This window comes from Streptomyces sp. NPDC047130 (assembly GCF_040643475.1).
GTDB lineage: Bacteria > Actinomycetota > Actinomycetes > Streptomycetales > Streptomycetaceae > Streptomyces.
In genome coordinates, this window is record NZ_JBEYUK010000030.1 from 14,490 (window position 1) to 29,472 (window position 14,983).

13 protein-coding genes, 2 tRNA genes and 1 other RNA gene are annotated in these 14,983 nt (G+C 74.8%); 5 read left to right on the top strand and 11 right to left on the bottom strand.

The window, feature by feature from the left end; all coding sequences use genetic code 11:
• Positions 1 to 56 precede the first annotated feature (56 nt).
• The 4 genes from ABZ836_RS26560 to ABZ836_RS26575 form a co-directional block, all read right to left on the bottom strand.
• Positions 57 to 141 (bottom strand) — tRNA-Ser (locus ABZ836_RS26560).
• 67 nt (positions 142 to 208) lie between these two features.
• Complete coding sequence (tadA, locus tag ABZ836_RS26565; protein ID WP_356132629.1) at positions 209 to 640, bottom strand: tRNA adenosine(34) deaminase TadA; 432 nt, start codon at positions 638 to 640, stop codon at positions 209 to 211.
• A gap of 120 nt (positions 641 to 760) precedes the next feature.
• On the bottom strand, positions 761 to 1,312 hold the full coding sequence (locus ABZ836_RS26570) for a hypothetical protein (protein WP_356132627.1): 552 nt from the start codon (positions 1,310 to 1,312) through the stop codon (positions 761 to 763).
• A gap of 208 nt (positions 1,313 to 1,520) precedes the next feature.
• Entirely contained in the window at positions 1,521 to 1,991 is a 471-nt protein-coding gene (locus tag ABZ836_RS26575) for a response regulator (RefSeq protein WP_361146281.1), read from the bottom strand.
• 327 nt (positions 1,992 to 2,318) lie between these two features.
• On the opposite strand from ABZ836_RS26575, the gene upp reads away from it, so the two are divergent.
• Entirely contained in the window at positions 2,319 to 2,954 is a 636-nt protein-coding gene (upp, locus tag ABZ836_RS26580) for a uracil phosphoribosyltransferase (protein WP_356132399.1), read from the top strand.
• A gap of 371 nt (positions 2,955 to 3,325) precedes the next feature.
• Here upp and ABZ836_RS26585 read toward each other — a convergent pair whose 3' ends face one another.
• The 7 genes from ABZ836_RS26585 to ABZ836_RS26615 form a co-directional block, all read right to left on the bottom strand.
• A complete protein-coding gene (locus ABZ836_RS26585) occupies positions 3,326 to 3,976 on the bottom strand; it encodes a LytR C-terminal domain-containing protein (RefSeq protein WP_361146275.1) in 651 nt (216 codons plus the stop codon).
• A gap of 116 nt (positions 3,977 to 4,092) precedes the next feature.
• The gene (locus ABZ836_RS26590) at positions 4,093 to 4,389 is read right to left on the bottom strand and encodes a type II toxin-antitoxin system VapB family antitoxin (protein ID WP_003949502.1); all 297 of its coding nucleotides are present in this window, start codon (positions 4,387 to 4,389) and stop codon (positions 4,093 to 4,095) included.
• 111 nt (positions 4,390 to 4,500) lie between these two features.
• Positions 4,501 to 5,097, bottom strand: coding sequence for an HhH-GPD-type base excision DNA repair protein (locus tag ABZ836_RS26595; protein ID WP_356132393.1), 597 nt, complete (start codon positions 5,095 to 5,097; stop codon positions 4,501 to 4,503).
• A gap of 219 nt (positions 5,098 to 5,316) precedes the next feature.
• Positions 5,317 to 6,582: a cation:proton antiporter gene (locus ABZ836_RS26600; protein WP_356132390.1), complete on the bottom strand. Its 1,266-nt coding sequence runs from the start codon at positions 6,580 to 6,582 to the stop codon at positions 5,317 to 5,319.
• Between the two features lie 4 nt (positions 6,583 to 6,586).
• Positions 6,587 to 7,072 (bottom strand): TrkA C-terminal domain-containing protein, encoded by a 486-nt coding sequence (locus tag ABZ836_RS26605; protein WP_356132388.1) that lies wholly within the window; start codon positions 7,070 to 7,072, stop codon positions 6,587 to 6,589.
• 255 nt (positions 7,073 to 7,327) lie between these two features.
• A complete protein-coding gene (locus tag ABZ836_RS26610; RefSeq protein WP_361146203.1) occupies positions 7,328 to 8,200 on the bottom strand; it encodes an AraC family transcriptional regulator in 873 nt (290 codons plus the stop codon).
• Positions 8,201 to 8,364: 164 nt separating this feature from the next.
• Positions 8,365 to 8,452 (bottom strand) — tRNA-Ser (locus ABZ836_RS26615).
• A gap of 71 nt (positions 8,453 to 8,523) precedes the next feature.
• On the opposite strand from ABZ836_RS26615, the gene ffs reads away from it, so the two are divergent.
• The 4 genes from ffs (at position 8,524) to ABZ836_RS26635 (ending at position 14,951) form a co-directional block, all read left to right on the top strand.
• Positions 8,524 to 8,622: signal recognition particle sRNA small type (gene ffs, locus ABZ836_RS26620), an RNA gene on the top strand.
• A 79-nt stretch (positions 8,623 to 8,701) separates the two neighbouring features.
• The gene (locus tag ABZ836_RS26625; RefSeq protein ID WP_361146206.1) at positions 8,702 to 10,987 is read left to right on the top strand and encodes a DNA polymerase III subunit gamma and tau; all 2,286 of its coding nucleotides are present in this window, start codon (positions 8,702 to 8,704) and stop codon (positions 10,985 to 10,987) included.
• Positions 10,988 to 11,186: 199 nt separating this feature from the next.
• Entirely contained in the window at positions 11,187 to 12,440 is a 1,254-nt protein-coding gene (purD, locus tag ABZ836_RS26630) for a phosphoribosylamine--glycine ligase (protein ID WP_361146209.1), read from the top strand.
• A 366-nt stretch (positions 12,441 to 12,806) separates the two neighbouring features.
• Positions 12,807 to 14,951, top strand: a complete 2,145-nt coding sequence (locus ABZ836_RS26635; protein ID WP_361146211.1) for a hypothetical protein — start codon at positions 12,807 to 12,809, stop codon at positions 14,949 to 14,951.
• The last annotated feature ends 32 nt before the right edge of the window (positions 14,952 to 14,983 follow it).

The following is a 14,983-nucleotide window of genomic DNA, read 5'->3' on the forward strand; positions in this document are numbered from 1 at the left end:
CCAGCACGGGCACGACGAAGGGCCCGGTCCATCGGACCGGGCCCTTCGTCTGTCAGCGGTAGCGGAGGGATTTGAACCCTCGGTGACTTGCGCCACACTCGCTTTCGAGGCGAGCTCCTTCGGCCGCTCGGACACGCTACCGAGGGAGACTTTACAGCACGGTGGGCGCTGCGAAGAAATCCGTACCCGGGACCGGTTCCGCGCCCGGTCAGCGGGCGCGGAAGAAGTCCGTGAGCAGCGCCGCGCACTCGTCGGCGAGGACCCCCTCGATCACCTCGGGCCGGTGGTTGAGGCGGCGGTCGCGGACCAGGTCCCACAGGGAGCCGGCGGCGCCCGCCTTGTCGTCGCGGGCGCCGTAGACGACCCGGTCGACGCGCGACTGGACCAGGGCCCCGGCGCACATCACGCACGGTTCCAGGGTCACCACCAGCGTGCAGCCGGGCAGCCGCCACTCCCCCCGCGCGGCGGCGGCCCGGCGCAGGGCCAGCACCTCGGCGTGGGCGGTGGGGTCGCCGGTGGCCTCGCGCTCGTTGTGGGCGGCGGAGAGCACGGTGACGCCGTCTGGGGCGAGCACGACGGCGCCCACCGGGACGTCGCCCCCGGGCAGCGCGGCCCGCGCCTGTTCCAGCGCGAGGCCCATGACGGACCGCCAGGGGTCGCGCACCGGGTCGTGCACGGCACCGGAGGGGGAGTCGGTACGGTTCCGCCCCGCGCCCGGGAGGGGGCGCGGGGCGGTCGGGTCGTTGGTCACACGGGGACGTTAGCGGACCGTCTCCAGGACCTCGGAGGCGCCGAGCGTCTCGGCGATGGCGTTGAGCGCGTCGTCCGCCTCCAGCGAGCGCAGCTCCTTCTCGGTGACGCCGAGGTCCTCGAGGATCTCGCCGTCGCCGACCGGGCCGTGCGGCACGGGGCCGCCACCGGTCACGCCGCCGTCGTCGTCATCGGATTCGTCGGCCAGGTCCTGGGGTTCTCCGTCCTCGGTGCCGTCCAGGTCCAGCGCGTCCAGGTCGGTGCTGTCGTCCTCCTCCGGCTCGCGGCCGAGCACATCGTCGGTGAGCAGGATCTCGCCGTACGAGCTGCGGCGGGCGGCCGCGGCGTTGGACACGTAGATGCGAGGGTCGTCCTCACCGTCCACGCGGACGACGCCGAACCAGGCGTCCTCCTGCTCGATCAGCACCAGCACCGTGTCGTCGTCGGGCGAGGCTTCGCGGGCCAGGTCGGCCAGGTCCGCCAGGGTCTCCACATCGTCGAGCTCCGTGTCGCTCGCTTCCCACCCGTCTTCGGTGCGCGCGAGCAGTGCGGCGAAGTACACCGTGACTCTCCCACTGGTCATAGGCGTGCCGGTTGGGGGTCCCCCCGGCGGGGTCGCGGGCGGGGAACCGATGTGTACGAGGACCCGCCCACTCGGAATCGTGGCAGAAACCTCGCGCCCAGGGGATGTCTTCGACCGGCTGTGTCTGGCTCTTTTGATCGTGACCGGCCGCGGACCCCCTTTCCGCGCCGGGCGCGTCGCGCTGCGCCTACCAGCGGAAGGTGCTCATGCGCAGGGCGTGGCGCAGGCGTGCCGCCTTGGCGCGGCGGGGCTGCACGCGGTCGCGCAGCTCGCGCGCCTCGGCCAGGTCGCGCAGGAACTGGGCCCGACGGCGGCGCCGTTCCTCGTCCGTCTCGGGGGGCCGGACCGGGCGGGGCGGGGGCAGCGGTTCCTCGCCCGCGCGGCGCGTGCCGGCCGGCGCGGTGCCGGCGCGGGGGCGGGACGGGGTGTCCGCCGGTGAGCGTGAGGCGGTGTCGGCGCGGGCCCGCGAGCGGGAGGACGACGACGACTCCGCGGCGCGCGGCTTCGGCTGCTTCGGTTCCGCGCCCCTGGCCTTGGCCTTGGCCCTGGCTTCGGTCCCGGTCCCGGGCCCGGTTCCTGCCCCGGTCCCGGTTCCTGCCCTGGTCCCGGTTCCTGCCCCGGTTCCGGCTTCGGTCCCGGTTGCGGGCTCCGGCGTCACGTCCCAGGCTTCCTGCCCCTGCCCTCCCTGCCCTTGCCCCTGCCCCTGCTTCTGCCCAGGTGCCGCTGACGGGGCCGCCTGAGCCGCCGCCGCCCCCCGGGCCGTCCGTGCGGGCGCCGACTGCCGTCGGGCCGCCTGCCGCCGGGGTTCCTGCTCTCGGGAACTGCGGTCGGGCACAGTGTCACCACCCCGGTCCGTTACGTCCGTGTTCCTTCCACCTTCCCTCGGACGGCGTATTCGATGCCGCCCCGCCCGCGGCGGGCGCCTCCCCGCGGAGGACCGGACGGGCTGGTGGGTGGGCTCCTCGTGCCCGGTTACTGTGGAGCAATGCGTCTCCACGTCGTCGACCACCCGCTGGTCGCCCACAAGCTCTCGACCCTGCGCGACCGGCGCACCGATTCCGCGACCTTCCGTCGGCTCGCCGACGAGCTCGTCACCCTGCTGGCCTACGAGGCCACCCGTGACGTGCGTACCGAGCAGGTCGAGATCGAGACCCCGGTGGCCACCACCACCGGTACCCGCCTGTCCCACCCGCGTCCCCTGGTGGTGCCGATCCTCCGGGCCGGCCTGGGCATGCTGGACGGCATGGTCCGGCTGCTGCCGACCGCCGAGGTGGGCTTCCTGGGCATGGTGCGCAACGAGGAGACGCTGACCGCCTCCACCTACGCCACCCGCATGCCGGAGGACCTCTCCGGGCGCCAGGTGTACGTCCTGGACCCGATGCTGGCCACCGGCGGCACGCTGGTCGCGGCGATCCGCGAGCTGATCGACCGCGGTGCCGACGACGTGACGGCCGTGGTGCTGCTGGCCGCGCCGGAGGGCGTGGAGGTCATGGAACGGGACCTGGCGGACGTGCCGGTCACCGTGGTCACCGCCTCCATCGACGAGCGGCTCAACGAGAACGGCTACATCGTGCCGGGCCTCGGCGACGCGGGCGACCGCATGTACGGCGCGGCCGAGTAACCCACGCCACCCGGCACAGCCCCGTCCCGCCGAGCACGGGGCCCCACCCGGCACAGCCCCGTCCCCGCCAGGCACGGCCCGCACGGCCCTGCTGCGCCCCGCACGGCCCTGCTCCGCCCCGCCGGCCCGGCACAGCCCCGTCCCCGCCAGGCACGGCCCCGCCCGCCCGGCTCCCGGCGGGACCGCCCGGACGACACCGCCCTCCCGGCGGAACACCGGCCCGACGCCGGTTCCGTCGGGAGGGCGCGCGCATGTCCTCCCGCAGTCGCCGCACGTCAGGCGGCTCCGGCGGCCCCACACCCGCCGGTGCCCGCCAGTGCCTGCCGGTGGCTCCCGGTGCCCCGCCGGTGCCCGCCGCGACGGGCTCCGACTCAGCAGGCCTGCCGGGACGCCTTCGCCTTCGCCTTCGCCTTCGGCTCCGGCTCCGGCGCGGTCAACGCGGCCAGCGCCTTCTCGGCCGCGGCGGGCGCGGCCAGGTCCTTGAACCCGTCGCCGATGATCAGATCGACCACCGGGGTCTTCGCCTTCTCGTCCGGCTCACGCGCCGCGTCCGGCTGGAGCTCCGCGCCGGCGAGCTGCGTGCCGAGCACCGGCAGCACCGTGTCGGCCGTCTCCGGGCCGCCCCGCAGCAGCCCCGCGCTCTTGACCTTCTTGTCGTACTCCTTGGGCGCGTTGCCCACCTCGCCGATCTGGAAGCCGCGCTTCTTCAGCTCGTCGGCGGTCTTCTTGGCCAGCCCGCCACGGGTGGTCGCGTTCAGCACGTTGACGGTGATGCCGTCGGGCCGGGGGTAGACCTTCGCCGGCGTGGGCGAGGGGCTCGGGCGGGTGGCGCACTGGGCCCGCGCACCGGCCGCCGACGCCTCGCCGCCTCCGGTGAAGACGTCGATCAGTTGCAGCGTGCCCCAGCCGAGCAGCCCGAGCAGGGCGACGGGGAGCGCGGTCAGCGCGACGACTCTGCGGCGCTTCTTGGGCCGACGCATACGGGGGTAGGTCTTCCCCGTCACGCGGTACCGGCCGCCCATGCCGGGTGGGGTCAGCATGCTCATGAGCGCAGCGTAGTGCGCCCGGCCGGGGATGCCTACAAGACGATCATCATCCTGGCGGGAGTCAACCCGAAAGGGGCAACAGCTGCCGCCGGTCAGTCCAGTTCGAGCACGCGGGCGTGCAGGACCTGACGCTGCTGGAGCGCGGCGCGGACCGCGCGGTGCAGGCCGTCCTCCAGGTAGAGGTCGCCCCGCCACTTCACGACGTGCGCGAAGAGGTCGCCGTAGAAGGTGGAGTCCTCGGCGAGGAGGGTCTCGAGGTCGAGCTGGCCCTTGGTCGTCACGAGCTGATCGAGGCGGACCGGGCGCGGCGCGACGTCCGCCCACTGCCGGGTGCTCTCCCGGCCGTGATCGGGGTACGGCCGGCCGTTTCCGATGCGCTTGAAGATCACACGGAAAGCCTACCGGGGATGGTGTGCTCGGCGCAGCCACTGGGGGTGAACCGTGCGCTTACGGGCGCGGGCGGCCCGATCCCGCGGGACCGGACCGCCCTGGACCCTCCGTCATGTGGCCTTGGCCGCCTTCGCGGCCTTGGCGGCGGCCTTCATCTCCTGCTTGTGGGCGCGGACCTTCGTCAGCGAGTCGGGGCCGGTGATGTCCGCCACCGAGCGGTAGGAGCCCTCCTCGCCGTACGCGCCGGCCGCTTCGCGCCAGCCTTCGGGGCGGACGCCGAGCTGCTTACCGAGCAGGGCGAGGAAGATCTGCGCCTTCTGCGCGCCGAACCCCGGCAGCTCCTTCAGCCGCTTCAGCAGGTCCTTGCCGCTCGCGACGTCCCGCCACACGCCCTCGGCGTCGCCGTCGTAGTGCTCCACCAGGTACTGGCAGAGCTGCTGGATGCGCCCGGCCATCGAGCCGGGGTAGCGGTGCACGGCCGGCTTCTCGGAGAGCAGCGCGGCGAAGGCCTCCGGGTCGTGGGCGGCGATGTCGTGGGCGTCCAGGTCGTCCGCGCCCATCCGGTCGGCGATGGTGCGCGGCCCCTTGAACGCCCACTCCATCGGGACCTGCTGGTCGAGCAGCATGCCGACCAGCGCGGCGAGGGGGCTGCGGCCGAGCAGCTCGTCGGCCGGGGGGTCCTGGGCGAGGTGGAGAGTGACGTCCATGCCCCGATGATCCCGCGCCCCACCCCGTCCCGCTCCCCGGCCCCCGCCTCCGCCGCCGTCAGACGCCGTGGGGAGCAAGGACCGGGAGGGACCTGCAGGCACCGGAAGGCGCCGGGAGGCACCGGGAGCACCGGGAGCACCGGGACGCACCGGGAGGGGCCCGGAGACCCGGCTCCCGAGACAGAGCCCCGCGGCGGCCGACGGATCAGGGACCAGGGATCAGGGCCGCTCGACGCGGTCCCCCTCGATCCGCTCCGCCTCCGGCACGTCCGCCCGCTGCTCCGGCACCGCCGCGTCCGCGGCGGCGGACCCTTCGCGGCGCCGGGCCGCGGCCCGGGACAGCGCCAGCGCCACCGGCTGGGTGTAGCGCGCGGTGAGGGGGCCGACGATCACCAGGATCAGGACGTACGCCGTGGCCAGCGGACCGAGCCGGGGCTCGATGCCGGAGGTCACCGCGAGCCCGGCGATCACGATGGAGAACTCGCCGCGCGCCACCAGCGTGCCGCCGGCCCGCCAGCGGCCGTTGACCGAGATCCCCGCGCGCCGGGCCGCCCAGTAACCGGTGGCGATCTTGGTGAGGGCGGTGACCACGGCCAGCGCCAGCGCCGGCAGCAGCACCGGCGGGATCGCGGCCGGGTCGGTGTGCAGGCCGAAGAAGACGAAGAACACCGCGGCGAACAGGTCCCGCAGCGGCGAGAGCAGGTGGTGCGCGCCCTCCGCCGCCTCGCCGGAGAGGGCGATGCCGACCAGGAACGCGCCGACCGCCGCCGACACCTGGAGCTGCTGGGCGATGCCGGCCACCAGCAGGGTCAGGCCCAGCACGACCAGCAGCAGCTTCTCCGGGTCCTGGTGCGAGACGAAGCGGGATATGTGCCGCCCGAACCGGACCGCCAGGAAGAGCACCAGTCCGGCGACGCCCAGGGCGATCGCCAGGGTCACGCTGCCCGCGGCGAGGCCGGTGCCGGCCAGCAGGGCGGTGATGATCGGCAGGTAGACGGCCATCGACAGGTCCTCGAGGACCAGGATGCTCAGGATCACCGGGGTCTCCCGGTTGCCGACCCGCCCGAGGTCGTTCAGCACCTTGGCGATGACGCCGGAGGACGAGATCCAGGTGACGCCCGCGAGCACCACCGCCGCCACCGGGCCCCAGCCCAGCAGCAGCGCCATCGCGGCGCCCGGCAGCGCGTTGAGCGCCATGTCGACCAGACCGGCCGGGTACTGCGTCTTGAGGTTGGTGACCAGGTCGGTCGCGGTGTACTCCAGGCCCAGCATCAGCAGGAGCAGGATCACCCCGATCTCCGCGCCGATCGCCACGAACTCCTCGCTCGCGCCGAGCGGCAGCAGCCCGCCCTCGCCGAAGGCGAGGCCCGCCAGAAGATAAAGGGGAATGGGGGAGAACTGGAACCGGCCGGCGAACCGGCCGAGGAGGCCCAGCCCGAGGATGATGGCGCCGAACTCGATCAGGAAGGTCGCGGTCGAGTGCACTCGATCACTCCTGCCCGAGAATCGCGGCGGCGGCTTCGACGCCCTCGCGGGTGCCGATCACGATCAGGATGTCTCCGCCCGCCAGACGGAAGTCCGGCGCCGGCGAGGGGTACGCCTGGGTGCTGCGCATCACCGCGACGATCGACGCCCCGGTGCGCGTCCGCATCTGCGTCTCGCCCAGGCACCGGCCGTTCCAGCGGGCGGTGCCGGAGAGCTCGATGCGCTCGGCGACCAGGCCGAGGTCGTTGGCGGAGAGCAGGCTGGGGCTGTGGTGGGTCGGCATGAGCGCGTCGACCAGCGCCGTGGACTCGCCCGCGGTGAGGTGGAGCGACACCTCGGCGGCGTCCGGGTCGTCCTTGCGGTAGGCGGTGAGCGTGCGGCTGCCGTCGCGCTGCGCCACGACCGAGATGCAGCGGTGCTCCCGTGTGGTCAGGTCGTACCGCACCCCGATTCCTGGGAGGGGCGTGCTGCTGAGGCGTGGAATACCCACGGCAGTCCCTTTCGCGTACGTTCGTCCGGATTCGTACCGGACGGTATGTGTAATAGGCAGGTAAAGCCTGCCCAGCAACCTTAGGTGACCGCACGCGAAAGCCCGGCTCGCGTCCGAACCGCGGCCGACCTGCCGCCTCCCCGCGGCCGGAAACCGTGGCCGGACTGCCGCCTCCCCGGCGGCCGGAACCACGCCGCCCGCGGCTGAGCCGCTCCCGCCCCGCGAACCCGGCCGCGGGGCGGGAATGCATTCCGGTCAGGCGGGTTCGACCGGCATCCACAGCTCGCAGGTCGCTGTGGAAAAGTCGTCCGCCCGATCCAGTACGGCGACGATCGACGGCCCCGGCCGCAGCCGCCACGGGTTGGAGGGGAACCACTCGGTCGCGGTCGCCGCCCAGGTGTCCTGCAGCGCCTGCGGGTGCGGGCCGGAGCTGCGGAACACCGCCCAGGTGCCGGCCGGGACGTCGATCACGTCGAGGTCGTCCGGGACGGAGGCGCCCTCGGGCACGGCGACCCCGTGCAGGTAGGTCAGCTCGCTGCCCTCCGCCGCGTCCGGGGCGATGTCGGCGGTGACCTGCAGCAGGCCCTCCGGCTCCGTGGCCCCGAGGGCCTTGAGCCGCCCGTGCTCCTCCACGGGCAACGAGGTGATGTGGCGCTGGATGTGCGGATTGACGCCCTGGTGGATCAGCGGGACCCGGGCCGCGTGGCCGATCAGGCGGAACGCGGGGCGGTCGGTGAGGCGGGTGTCCATGGGGGTGCTCCCTTCGACGGTCAGGCGGAACCTGAGGTGGGGTTGTGTCCGAAGGGGGCCTCCGTCGCGGCGGACCTCACCGGGACCGGCGCCGTGCACCGCCCGGAACGCCCTGCCGAACGCCTCGGCGGAGCCGTAGCCGTGCCGGACGGCGATGCTCAGCAGGTCGCCCTCGCCCCGGATCACGTCCGCGGCGGCGACCGTCATGCGGCGGCGCCTGACGTACTCCGACAGCGGCATGCCGGCCAGCGACGAGAACATCCGGCGCAGGTGGTACTCCGTCGTCCCGAGCTCACGGGCCGTGGCGTGCACGTCGAGGTCGTCCTCGGTGAGGTGTTCCTCGACCAGGTCGACCAGCTTGTTGAGTGCCGAGATCACGAGGCCTCCTTCCGACAGCCACCCTGCCGGTGCGCGCCCGGCCACCGCCCGATCGTTGCGGTCCGGTCCGATCAGCCTGCCGGTCCCACGCCGCCGCCGGGCGGGGAACGCCGAAGGGCCCCCTGTTTCCAGGGGGCCCTTCGACATCGTGCCCGGTGAGGCACTGGCGGAGGATACGAGATTCGAACTCGTGAGGGGTTGCCCCCAACACGCTTTCCAAGCGTGCGCCCTAGGCCTCTAGGCGAATCCTCCGGGAAGAACATTACATGACTCCCGACGGTGGTCGCGAACTCGTTCTCACCGCCCGGATCAGGTACCCTGTGTGGAGCCCCTCACGTGGCGCTATCTGACTGAACTCCCCCAGGGCCGGAAGGCAGCAAGGGTAGGTCGGCTCTGGCGGGTGCGTGGGGGGCGCTTGCGTTCGCGGGGCTCGGCGCGCGTCCCTGTGGGGCTGTCCACAGGCACTCCGGTATGTCGGTCCACGCCTATAACCTCGTAGGCGTGTCGTCTCTCGCGCTGTACCGCCGCTACCGCCCCGAGTCCTTCGCCGAGGTCATCGGGCAGGAGCATGTCACCGACCCGCTGCAGCAGGCGCTGCGGAACAACCGGGTCAATCACGCGTACCTGTTCAGCGGTCCGCGCGGCTGCGGCAAGACGACCAGCGCCCGCATCCTGGCCCGCTGCCTGAACTGCGAACAGGGCCCGACACCGACGCCGTGCGGCGAGTGCCAGTCCTGCCGCGACCTGGCGCGCAACGGCCCGGGCTCCATCGACGTCATCGAGATCGACGCCGCCTCGCACGGTGGTGTGGACGACGCCCGCGAGCTGCGCGAGAAGGCCTTCTTCGGCCCCGCGTCCAGCCGCTACAAGATCTACATCATCGACGAGGCGCACATGGTCACCCCGCAGGGCTTCAACGCCCTGCTGAAGGTGGTCGAGGAGCCCCCGGAGCACCTCAAGTTCATCTTCGCGACCACGGAGCCCGAGAAGGTCATCGGCACCATCCGCTCCCGGACGCACCACTACCCCTTCCGCCTGGTCCCGCCCGGCACGCTGCGCGAGTACCTGGGCGAGGTGTGCGGCAGGGAGGAGATCCCGGTCGAGGAGGGCGTGCTCCCGCTGGTCGTGCGCGCGGGCGCCGGTTCCGTCCGTGACTCCATGTCCGTGATGGACCAGCTGCTCGCGGGCGCCGGCGAGGACGGCGTGACGTACGCCATGGCCACCGCGCTCCTCGGGTACACCGACGGCTCGCTGCTGGACTCCGTGGTCGAGGCCTTCGCCACCGGGGACGGGGCGGCGGCCTTCGAGGTCGTCGACCGGGTCATCGAGGGCGGCAACGACCCGCGGCGCTTCGTCGCGGACCTGCTGGAGCGGCTGCGCGACCTGGTGATCCTGGCCGCGGTGCCGGACGCGGCGGACAAGGGGCTGATCGACGCCCCGGCCGACGTGCTGGAGCGGATGCAGGCCCAGGCGTCCGTCTTCGGCCCGGCCGAGCTGAGCCGTGCGGCGGACATCGTCAACGAGGGCCTCTCCGAGATGCGCGGCGCCGCCTCGCCGAGGCTGCAGCTCGAGCTGATCTGCGCGCGGGTGCTGCTGCCGGGCGCGTACGGGGACGAGCGGTCGCTGATGGCCCGCCTCGACCGGATCGAGCGCGGGGTCAACTTCTCGGCCGGAGCGGGAGCCCCGGCCATGGGGTACGCCCCGGGGCCGGACGCCCACGGGCCCGTCGCGGCCCGGGCCGCGGTCCGCCCCGGCGGTGCCGTGCCGCCGCCCGGGCAGCCGTCGGCGCCGGTCGCCGCACCGACGCCTCCGCCCGCCGCGCCCGCCCCGGCGGCTCCGGCGGCGCAGCAGCCTCCCGCCGCGGCTCCCGGCCCCGCTTCGACTCCCGCTCCGACTCCCGCTCCGGCACCGGAGCAGGCCCCGGCGGGCCCGGCCCCCGCCGCGCCCGGCGCGTGGCCGACCACGGCCCCGGCCGGAGGCGGACGCCGCCCCGGCGGCTGGCCCACGGCCGCGCCCACGGGCGGCGGCGCCCCCGCGGCGCGCCCGGCCGCCCCCTCCCCGGCGCCGGCCCACCCGCAGGCACCTGCCCAGGCCCCGGCCGCAGCCCAGGCTCCGGCCGCTCCCGCGCCGGTCCAGGCAGCTCCCTCGGGCGGGCTGGACCCGCGGAACCTGTGGCCCAACATCCTCGAGGCGGTGAAGAACCGCCGCCGGTTCACCTGGATCCTCCTCAGCCAGAACGCGCACGTGGCGGGCTTCGACGGCACCACCCTGCAGATCGGCTTCGTCAACGTCGGCGCCCGCGACAACTTCGCGAGCAGCGGCAGCGAGGACGTGCTCCGCGCGGCGCTGGCCGAGGAGTTCAACGTCCAGTGGAAGATCGACGCCGTGGTCGACCCGAGCGGCGGCTCCGCGCCCCCGTCCGGAGGCGGCGGCTTCGGCGGCGGCGGTCACAGCGGCGGCCCCGGTGGTGGCTTCGGCGGTGGCCCCAACGGCGGCGCGGGCAGCGGGGCGACGGCGTACCAGCGCCCGGCCCCCCCGCAGCAGGCGCCCGCGACGGCACCTCCGCAGCAGCAGGTCCCGGCGCCCGCCCAGCGTCAGGACCGCCCCTCCGCGCCCCCGCAGCAGCAGGCCCCGGCGCCCGCCCCGGAACCGCGGAAAATCGTGGCGCCGGAGGACGACATGCCGGCTCCGGACGACCCCGACCTCGACGAGTCGGCCCTCTCGGGGCACGAGCTCATCGTCCGGGAGCTCGGTGCGACGGTGGTCGAAGAGGTCGTCCACGACTAGGACGCAGGCCAGGGCCGAGCCTGCCAGGTGCACGCCGGGTGCACGCCGGGTCCGGTCGGGTGCACGCCGGGTCCGGTCGGGTCCGGTCGGGGTGTGCGCCGGTCCGGCCCAGGGGGCTGGAGGAAGCTCCAACGCCATGCCCCGCGTCCGCTGGGCGGGGCCTACAAGGGGCGGCCGGTTCGCCCGTTAGGCTGAGCACGTGAAGGTCCTCGTCATCGGCAGCGGTGCCCGCGAACACGCCCTGTGCCGCTCCCTGTCCCTCGATCCCGCCGTCACCGCGCTGCACTGCGCCCCCGGCAACGCAGGAATCGCCGAGGTGGCGGAGCTGCACCCGGTCGACGCCACCGACGGCGACGCCGTCACCGGGCTCGCCCGTGAGCTGGAGGCCGATCTGGTCGTCGTCGGCCAGGAGGCCCCGCTGGTCGCGGGCGTCGCCGACGCCGTGCGCGCGGCGGGCATCCCCGTCTTCGGCCCCTCCGGTGAGGCCGCCCAGCTCGAGGGCTCCAAGGCCTTCGCCAAGGACGTGATGGCCGCCGCCGGCGTGCCCACCGCCCGGTCCTACGTGTGCACCACCGCGGAGGAGGCCGCCACGGCGCTGGACGCGTTCGGCGCCCCCTACGTCGTCAAGGACGACGGCCTGGCCGCCGGCAAGGGCGTCGTCGTGACCGACGACAGGGAGGCCGCCAAGGAGCACGCCGCCGCCTGCGAGCGCGTGGTGATCGAGGAGTACCTGGACGGCCCCGAGGTCTCCCTCTTCGCCGTCACCGACGGCACCACGGTCGTCCCGCTCCAGCCCGCCCAGGACTTCAAGCGCGCGCTCAACAACGACGAGGGCCCCAACACCGGTGGCATGGGCGCCTACTCGCCGCTGCCCTGGGCCGACCCGGCGCTGGTGGACGAGGTCATGGCCTCCGTCCTGCAGCCCACCGTGGACGAGATGCGCCGCCGCGGCACCCCGTTCTCCGGCCTGCTGTACGCCGGTCTGGCGATCACCTCGCGCGGGGTGCGGGTGATCGAGTTCAACGCCCGCTTCGGCGACCCCGAGACCCAGGTGGTCCTGGCCCGCCTGCGGACCCCGCTGGCCGGCCTCCTGATGGCCGCCGCCACGGAGAACCTGGGCGACCTGGAGCCGCTGCGCTGGAGCGACGAGGCCGCGGTCACCGTGGTCGTCGCCTCGCACAACTACCCCGGCTCCCCCCGTACCGGTGACCCCGTCACCGGTCTGGACGAGGTCGCCGAGAAGGACGCCCCGCACGCCTACGTGCTGCACGCCGGCACCCGCCGCGAGGGCGACGCGGTGGTCAGCGCGGGCGGCCGGGTGCTGTCGGTCACCGCGACCGGCTCCGACCTCACCGAGGCCCGCGACCGCGCCTACACCGCGGTGGCCCGCATCAACCTCGACGGCTCCCAGCACCGTACGGACATCGCCCTGAAGGCCGCCATGGGCGCCTGACCGGCCACCTGGCGCCTCACCGGCCACCGGCACATCACCGGCCACCGGCACCTGACCCAGCACCACCGCGGTCCGCCGCCGCCCGCCGCGGCACACGACAGGCCCCGGATCTCCCGCCCCCCGAGGGCCGGAAATCCGGGGCCTGATCTTTGCGCTGCGTCATCCACCTTTCCCCAAAGCCATTCCATCGAGTGAGCGATGGCCGGTATGGCTGACTGGGGTCCGGAGCCCAACTAGTGTGCCCCGCGAGCGTTCCGGCACTTGGCCCACAGGCATTGCGATGTCCGGGCCCGGTGCCACAGTGGGGGCATGGGAAGCGGACAGACGACGGACGGACGACGGACGCGGAGGGGGTGAGGTCCGGTCGTGACCGGTACGGGCATGGAGGCCGGAGCTCTCGGCGCGCGGTCCAGGGCGCTCGCGGTGCTGCGGGTCCGGGGCTGGGCCCTGGCGGCCGCGCTGCTGCCCGCCGGGCTGGCCGTGGTGCTGCTCACGGGCGGTGCCACCGGGCGGCTGACCGGGCAGTTCTGGGACTACGCCCGTCTGGTGACCGGCGTCGTGGCCGTGCTGGTCCTGTCGGTGGCCGCGGCGGTCTCGCTGGTCGTCGCCCGCTCCCGTCCGGCCACCAGCCCCACGGTGCCGATCCCCGAGCGTTCCGCTCCCGATCTCTACCGGCTGGTCCGGGACCTCGCCGACCGGCTGGGCGTCCCGGCGCCGTCGTCCATAGAGCTGACCCCGGACTGCGACAGCTGGCTGGAGGACCGCTCGCATCCGTCCCACGGGACCGGGGCCGGCCGCCCGACGTCCCTGCTGCGGCGTCTGGCCGATCCGCACCGGCGTGACCGGACGGCTCCGGTGCTGGTGATCGGCTCCCCGTTCCTGTGGTGGATGCGGGTGGGCGAACTGCGCGCCGTGCTCGCCCCGGTGGTGGCCGGCACGGGTCCTTCCGCCCACCCGGACATAGCCGCGGCCCGGCGGTTCGTGCGCGGTCTGGACGCGGCGATGGCCGTGGCCGCCGACCCGCAGCGGCGCGGGGTGGTCCGGCTGGTGCTGGCCGGGGTGGCCAGGGTGGTGCGGCTGATGCTGCGCGGCTGCGCGCCGCACGCGGCGGAGATGGAGCGCGGGGTGGCCGCGGCGGCCGCCGAGCGCGCACAGGCTGTGGACCACGGGCTGCGGATCGTCGCCCAGGAGCAGGTCGGGCTCGCCTACGCGGGCTGGGACCGGCTGCTGACCCGGGTGGCGCTGCCCGCCTGGCGGATGCGGCGGTGGCCGTCCCGGCTGGACGTCGGCGTGGTCGCCGCGCTCACCGAGCTGTCGCGCCGCGACCGGCTGGCCGAGGGATTCGCCTCCCGGCTCGGCGAACGCCCGGCCTGCGACCTGCTGGAGGAACCGGGAGCCGTCGACGAGGCCGCCTCGCTGCTCGCCGCCCGGCTCTTCCACGGGACTCCCGCCGGGCCCGGCGGGCAGTGGGCCCCGGTGGAGTGGCAGGAGTACCCGGAGGAGGTGGTGGACCGCACCTGGCGTACCGAGGCGGACCGCCTGCACCGGGTCCTGGACGGGCTGGGCCCGCACCAGGCCCCCGGCGACCGGACCCTCGCCCGGGTCCTGGACCACCTGGCCCCCGCCGCCGACGACACGGAGGACGGCGCGGAACCCCCCTCGGCCGAGCCCCGCCCGCAGCCCACCGCACCCCACCAGGCCCCCGCCCCGAACAACCACGCGTCGGCGACCCCGGACCACCCGTCCCCGGGCCCGGACGATGCTGCCCCGAGCCCGCACCACGCCCCGGCGCCCCCGCACCACGCCCCGGCGACCCCGCACCACGCCCCGGCGACCCCGCACCACGCGTCGGCGCCCCCGGACCTCCCGTCAGCAGGCGCGGACCACGCAGCCCCGGGCCCGGACCCGGACCCGCAGAGCGACACACCACCCGCCTCCTACGACGATGCCGGCACCGAAGCCGTCACCGACCCGGCCGCCGTCACCGGCCTCGGCCCGGACCCCGTCACCGACACAGCCCTGGACCCCGACCCCGACCCGGACCCCGACCCCGACCCGGACGACGACGACCCCGACCCCGACCCCCTCCGCGACAACGCCCTCGCCGCCGCCCTCGCCGCGGGGATCACCGCCGAGCTGGCCCGCGAGGAGGCCGCGGCTGCGCGGGGGACGGACCGCGGGCCGGTCGCGGCGGCCGGGGGCCCCGGCGCCGGCTCGACCTGGTGGGACGACGGACGCCTCCCGCTGCTCCCGCCCCCGCCGCCCCGCTCCGGCCGCGACCTGCTCGCCGACCACGTCACCGCGATGGTCTGCTGCGCGGCCGTCGACACGGCGGGCGCGTCCCCGGGCCTGGACTGGCTGGACGGCCCCGCCCTCCTGGTGCGCGGCCGTCGGGTCGGCGACCTGGGCCCGAGAGTGCTGAGCCTGGTCGAGGACGGGGACCCCGTGCCCCTGCGCGCCTGGCTGCGCGACCTGGGCGTACGCGCGGAGAAACCGGTACGGCTGGGGTGACCCGGCGGGTCCGACCGTGCCGCCCCCGCCCG

Coding starts and splice junctions, on each gene's coding strand:
- upp (WP_356132399.1), top strand. CDS start 2,319: ATGCGTCTCCACGTCGTCGACCACCCGCTGGTCGCCCACAAGCTCTCG.
- ABZ836_RS26585 (WP_361146275.1), bottom strand. CDS start 3,976: ATGGGCGGCCGGTACCGCGTGACGGGGAAGACCTACCCCCGTATGCGT.
- tadA (WP_356132629.1), bottom strand. CDS start 640: ATGGGCCTCGCGCTGGAACAGGCGCGGGCCGCGCTGCCCGGGGGCGAC.
- ABZ836_RS26595 (WP_356132393.1), bottom strand. CDS start 5,097: ATGGACGTCACTCTCCACCTCGCCCAGGACCCCCCGGCCGACGAGCTG.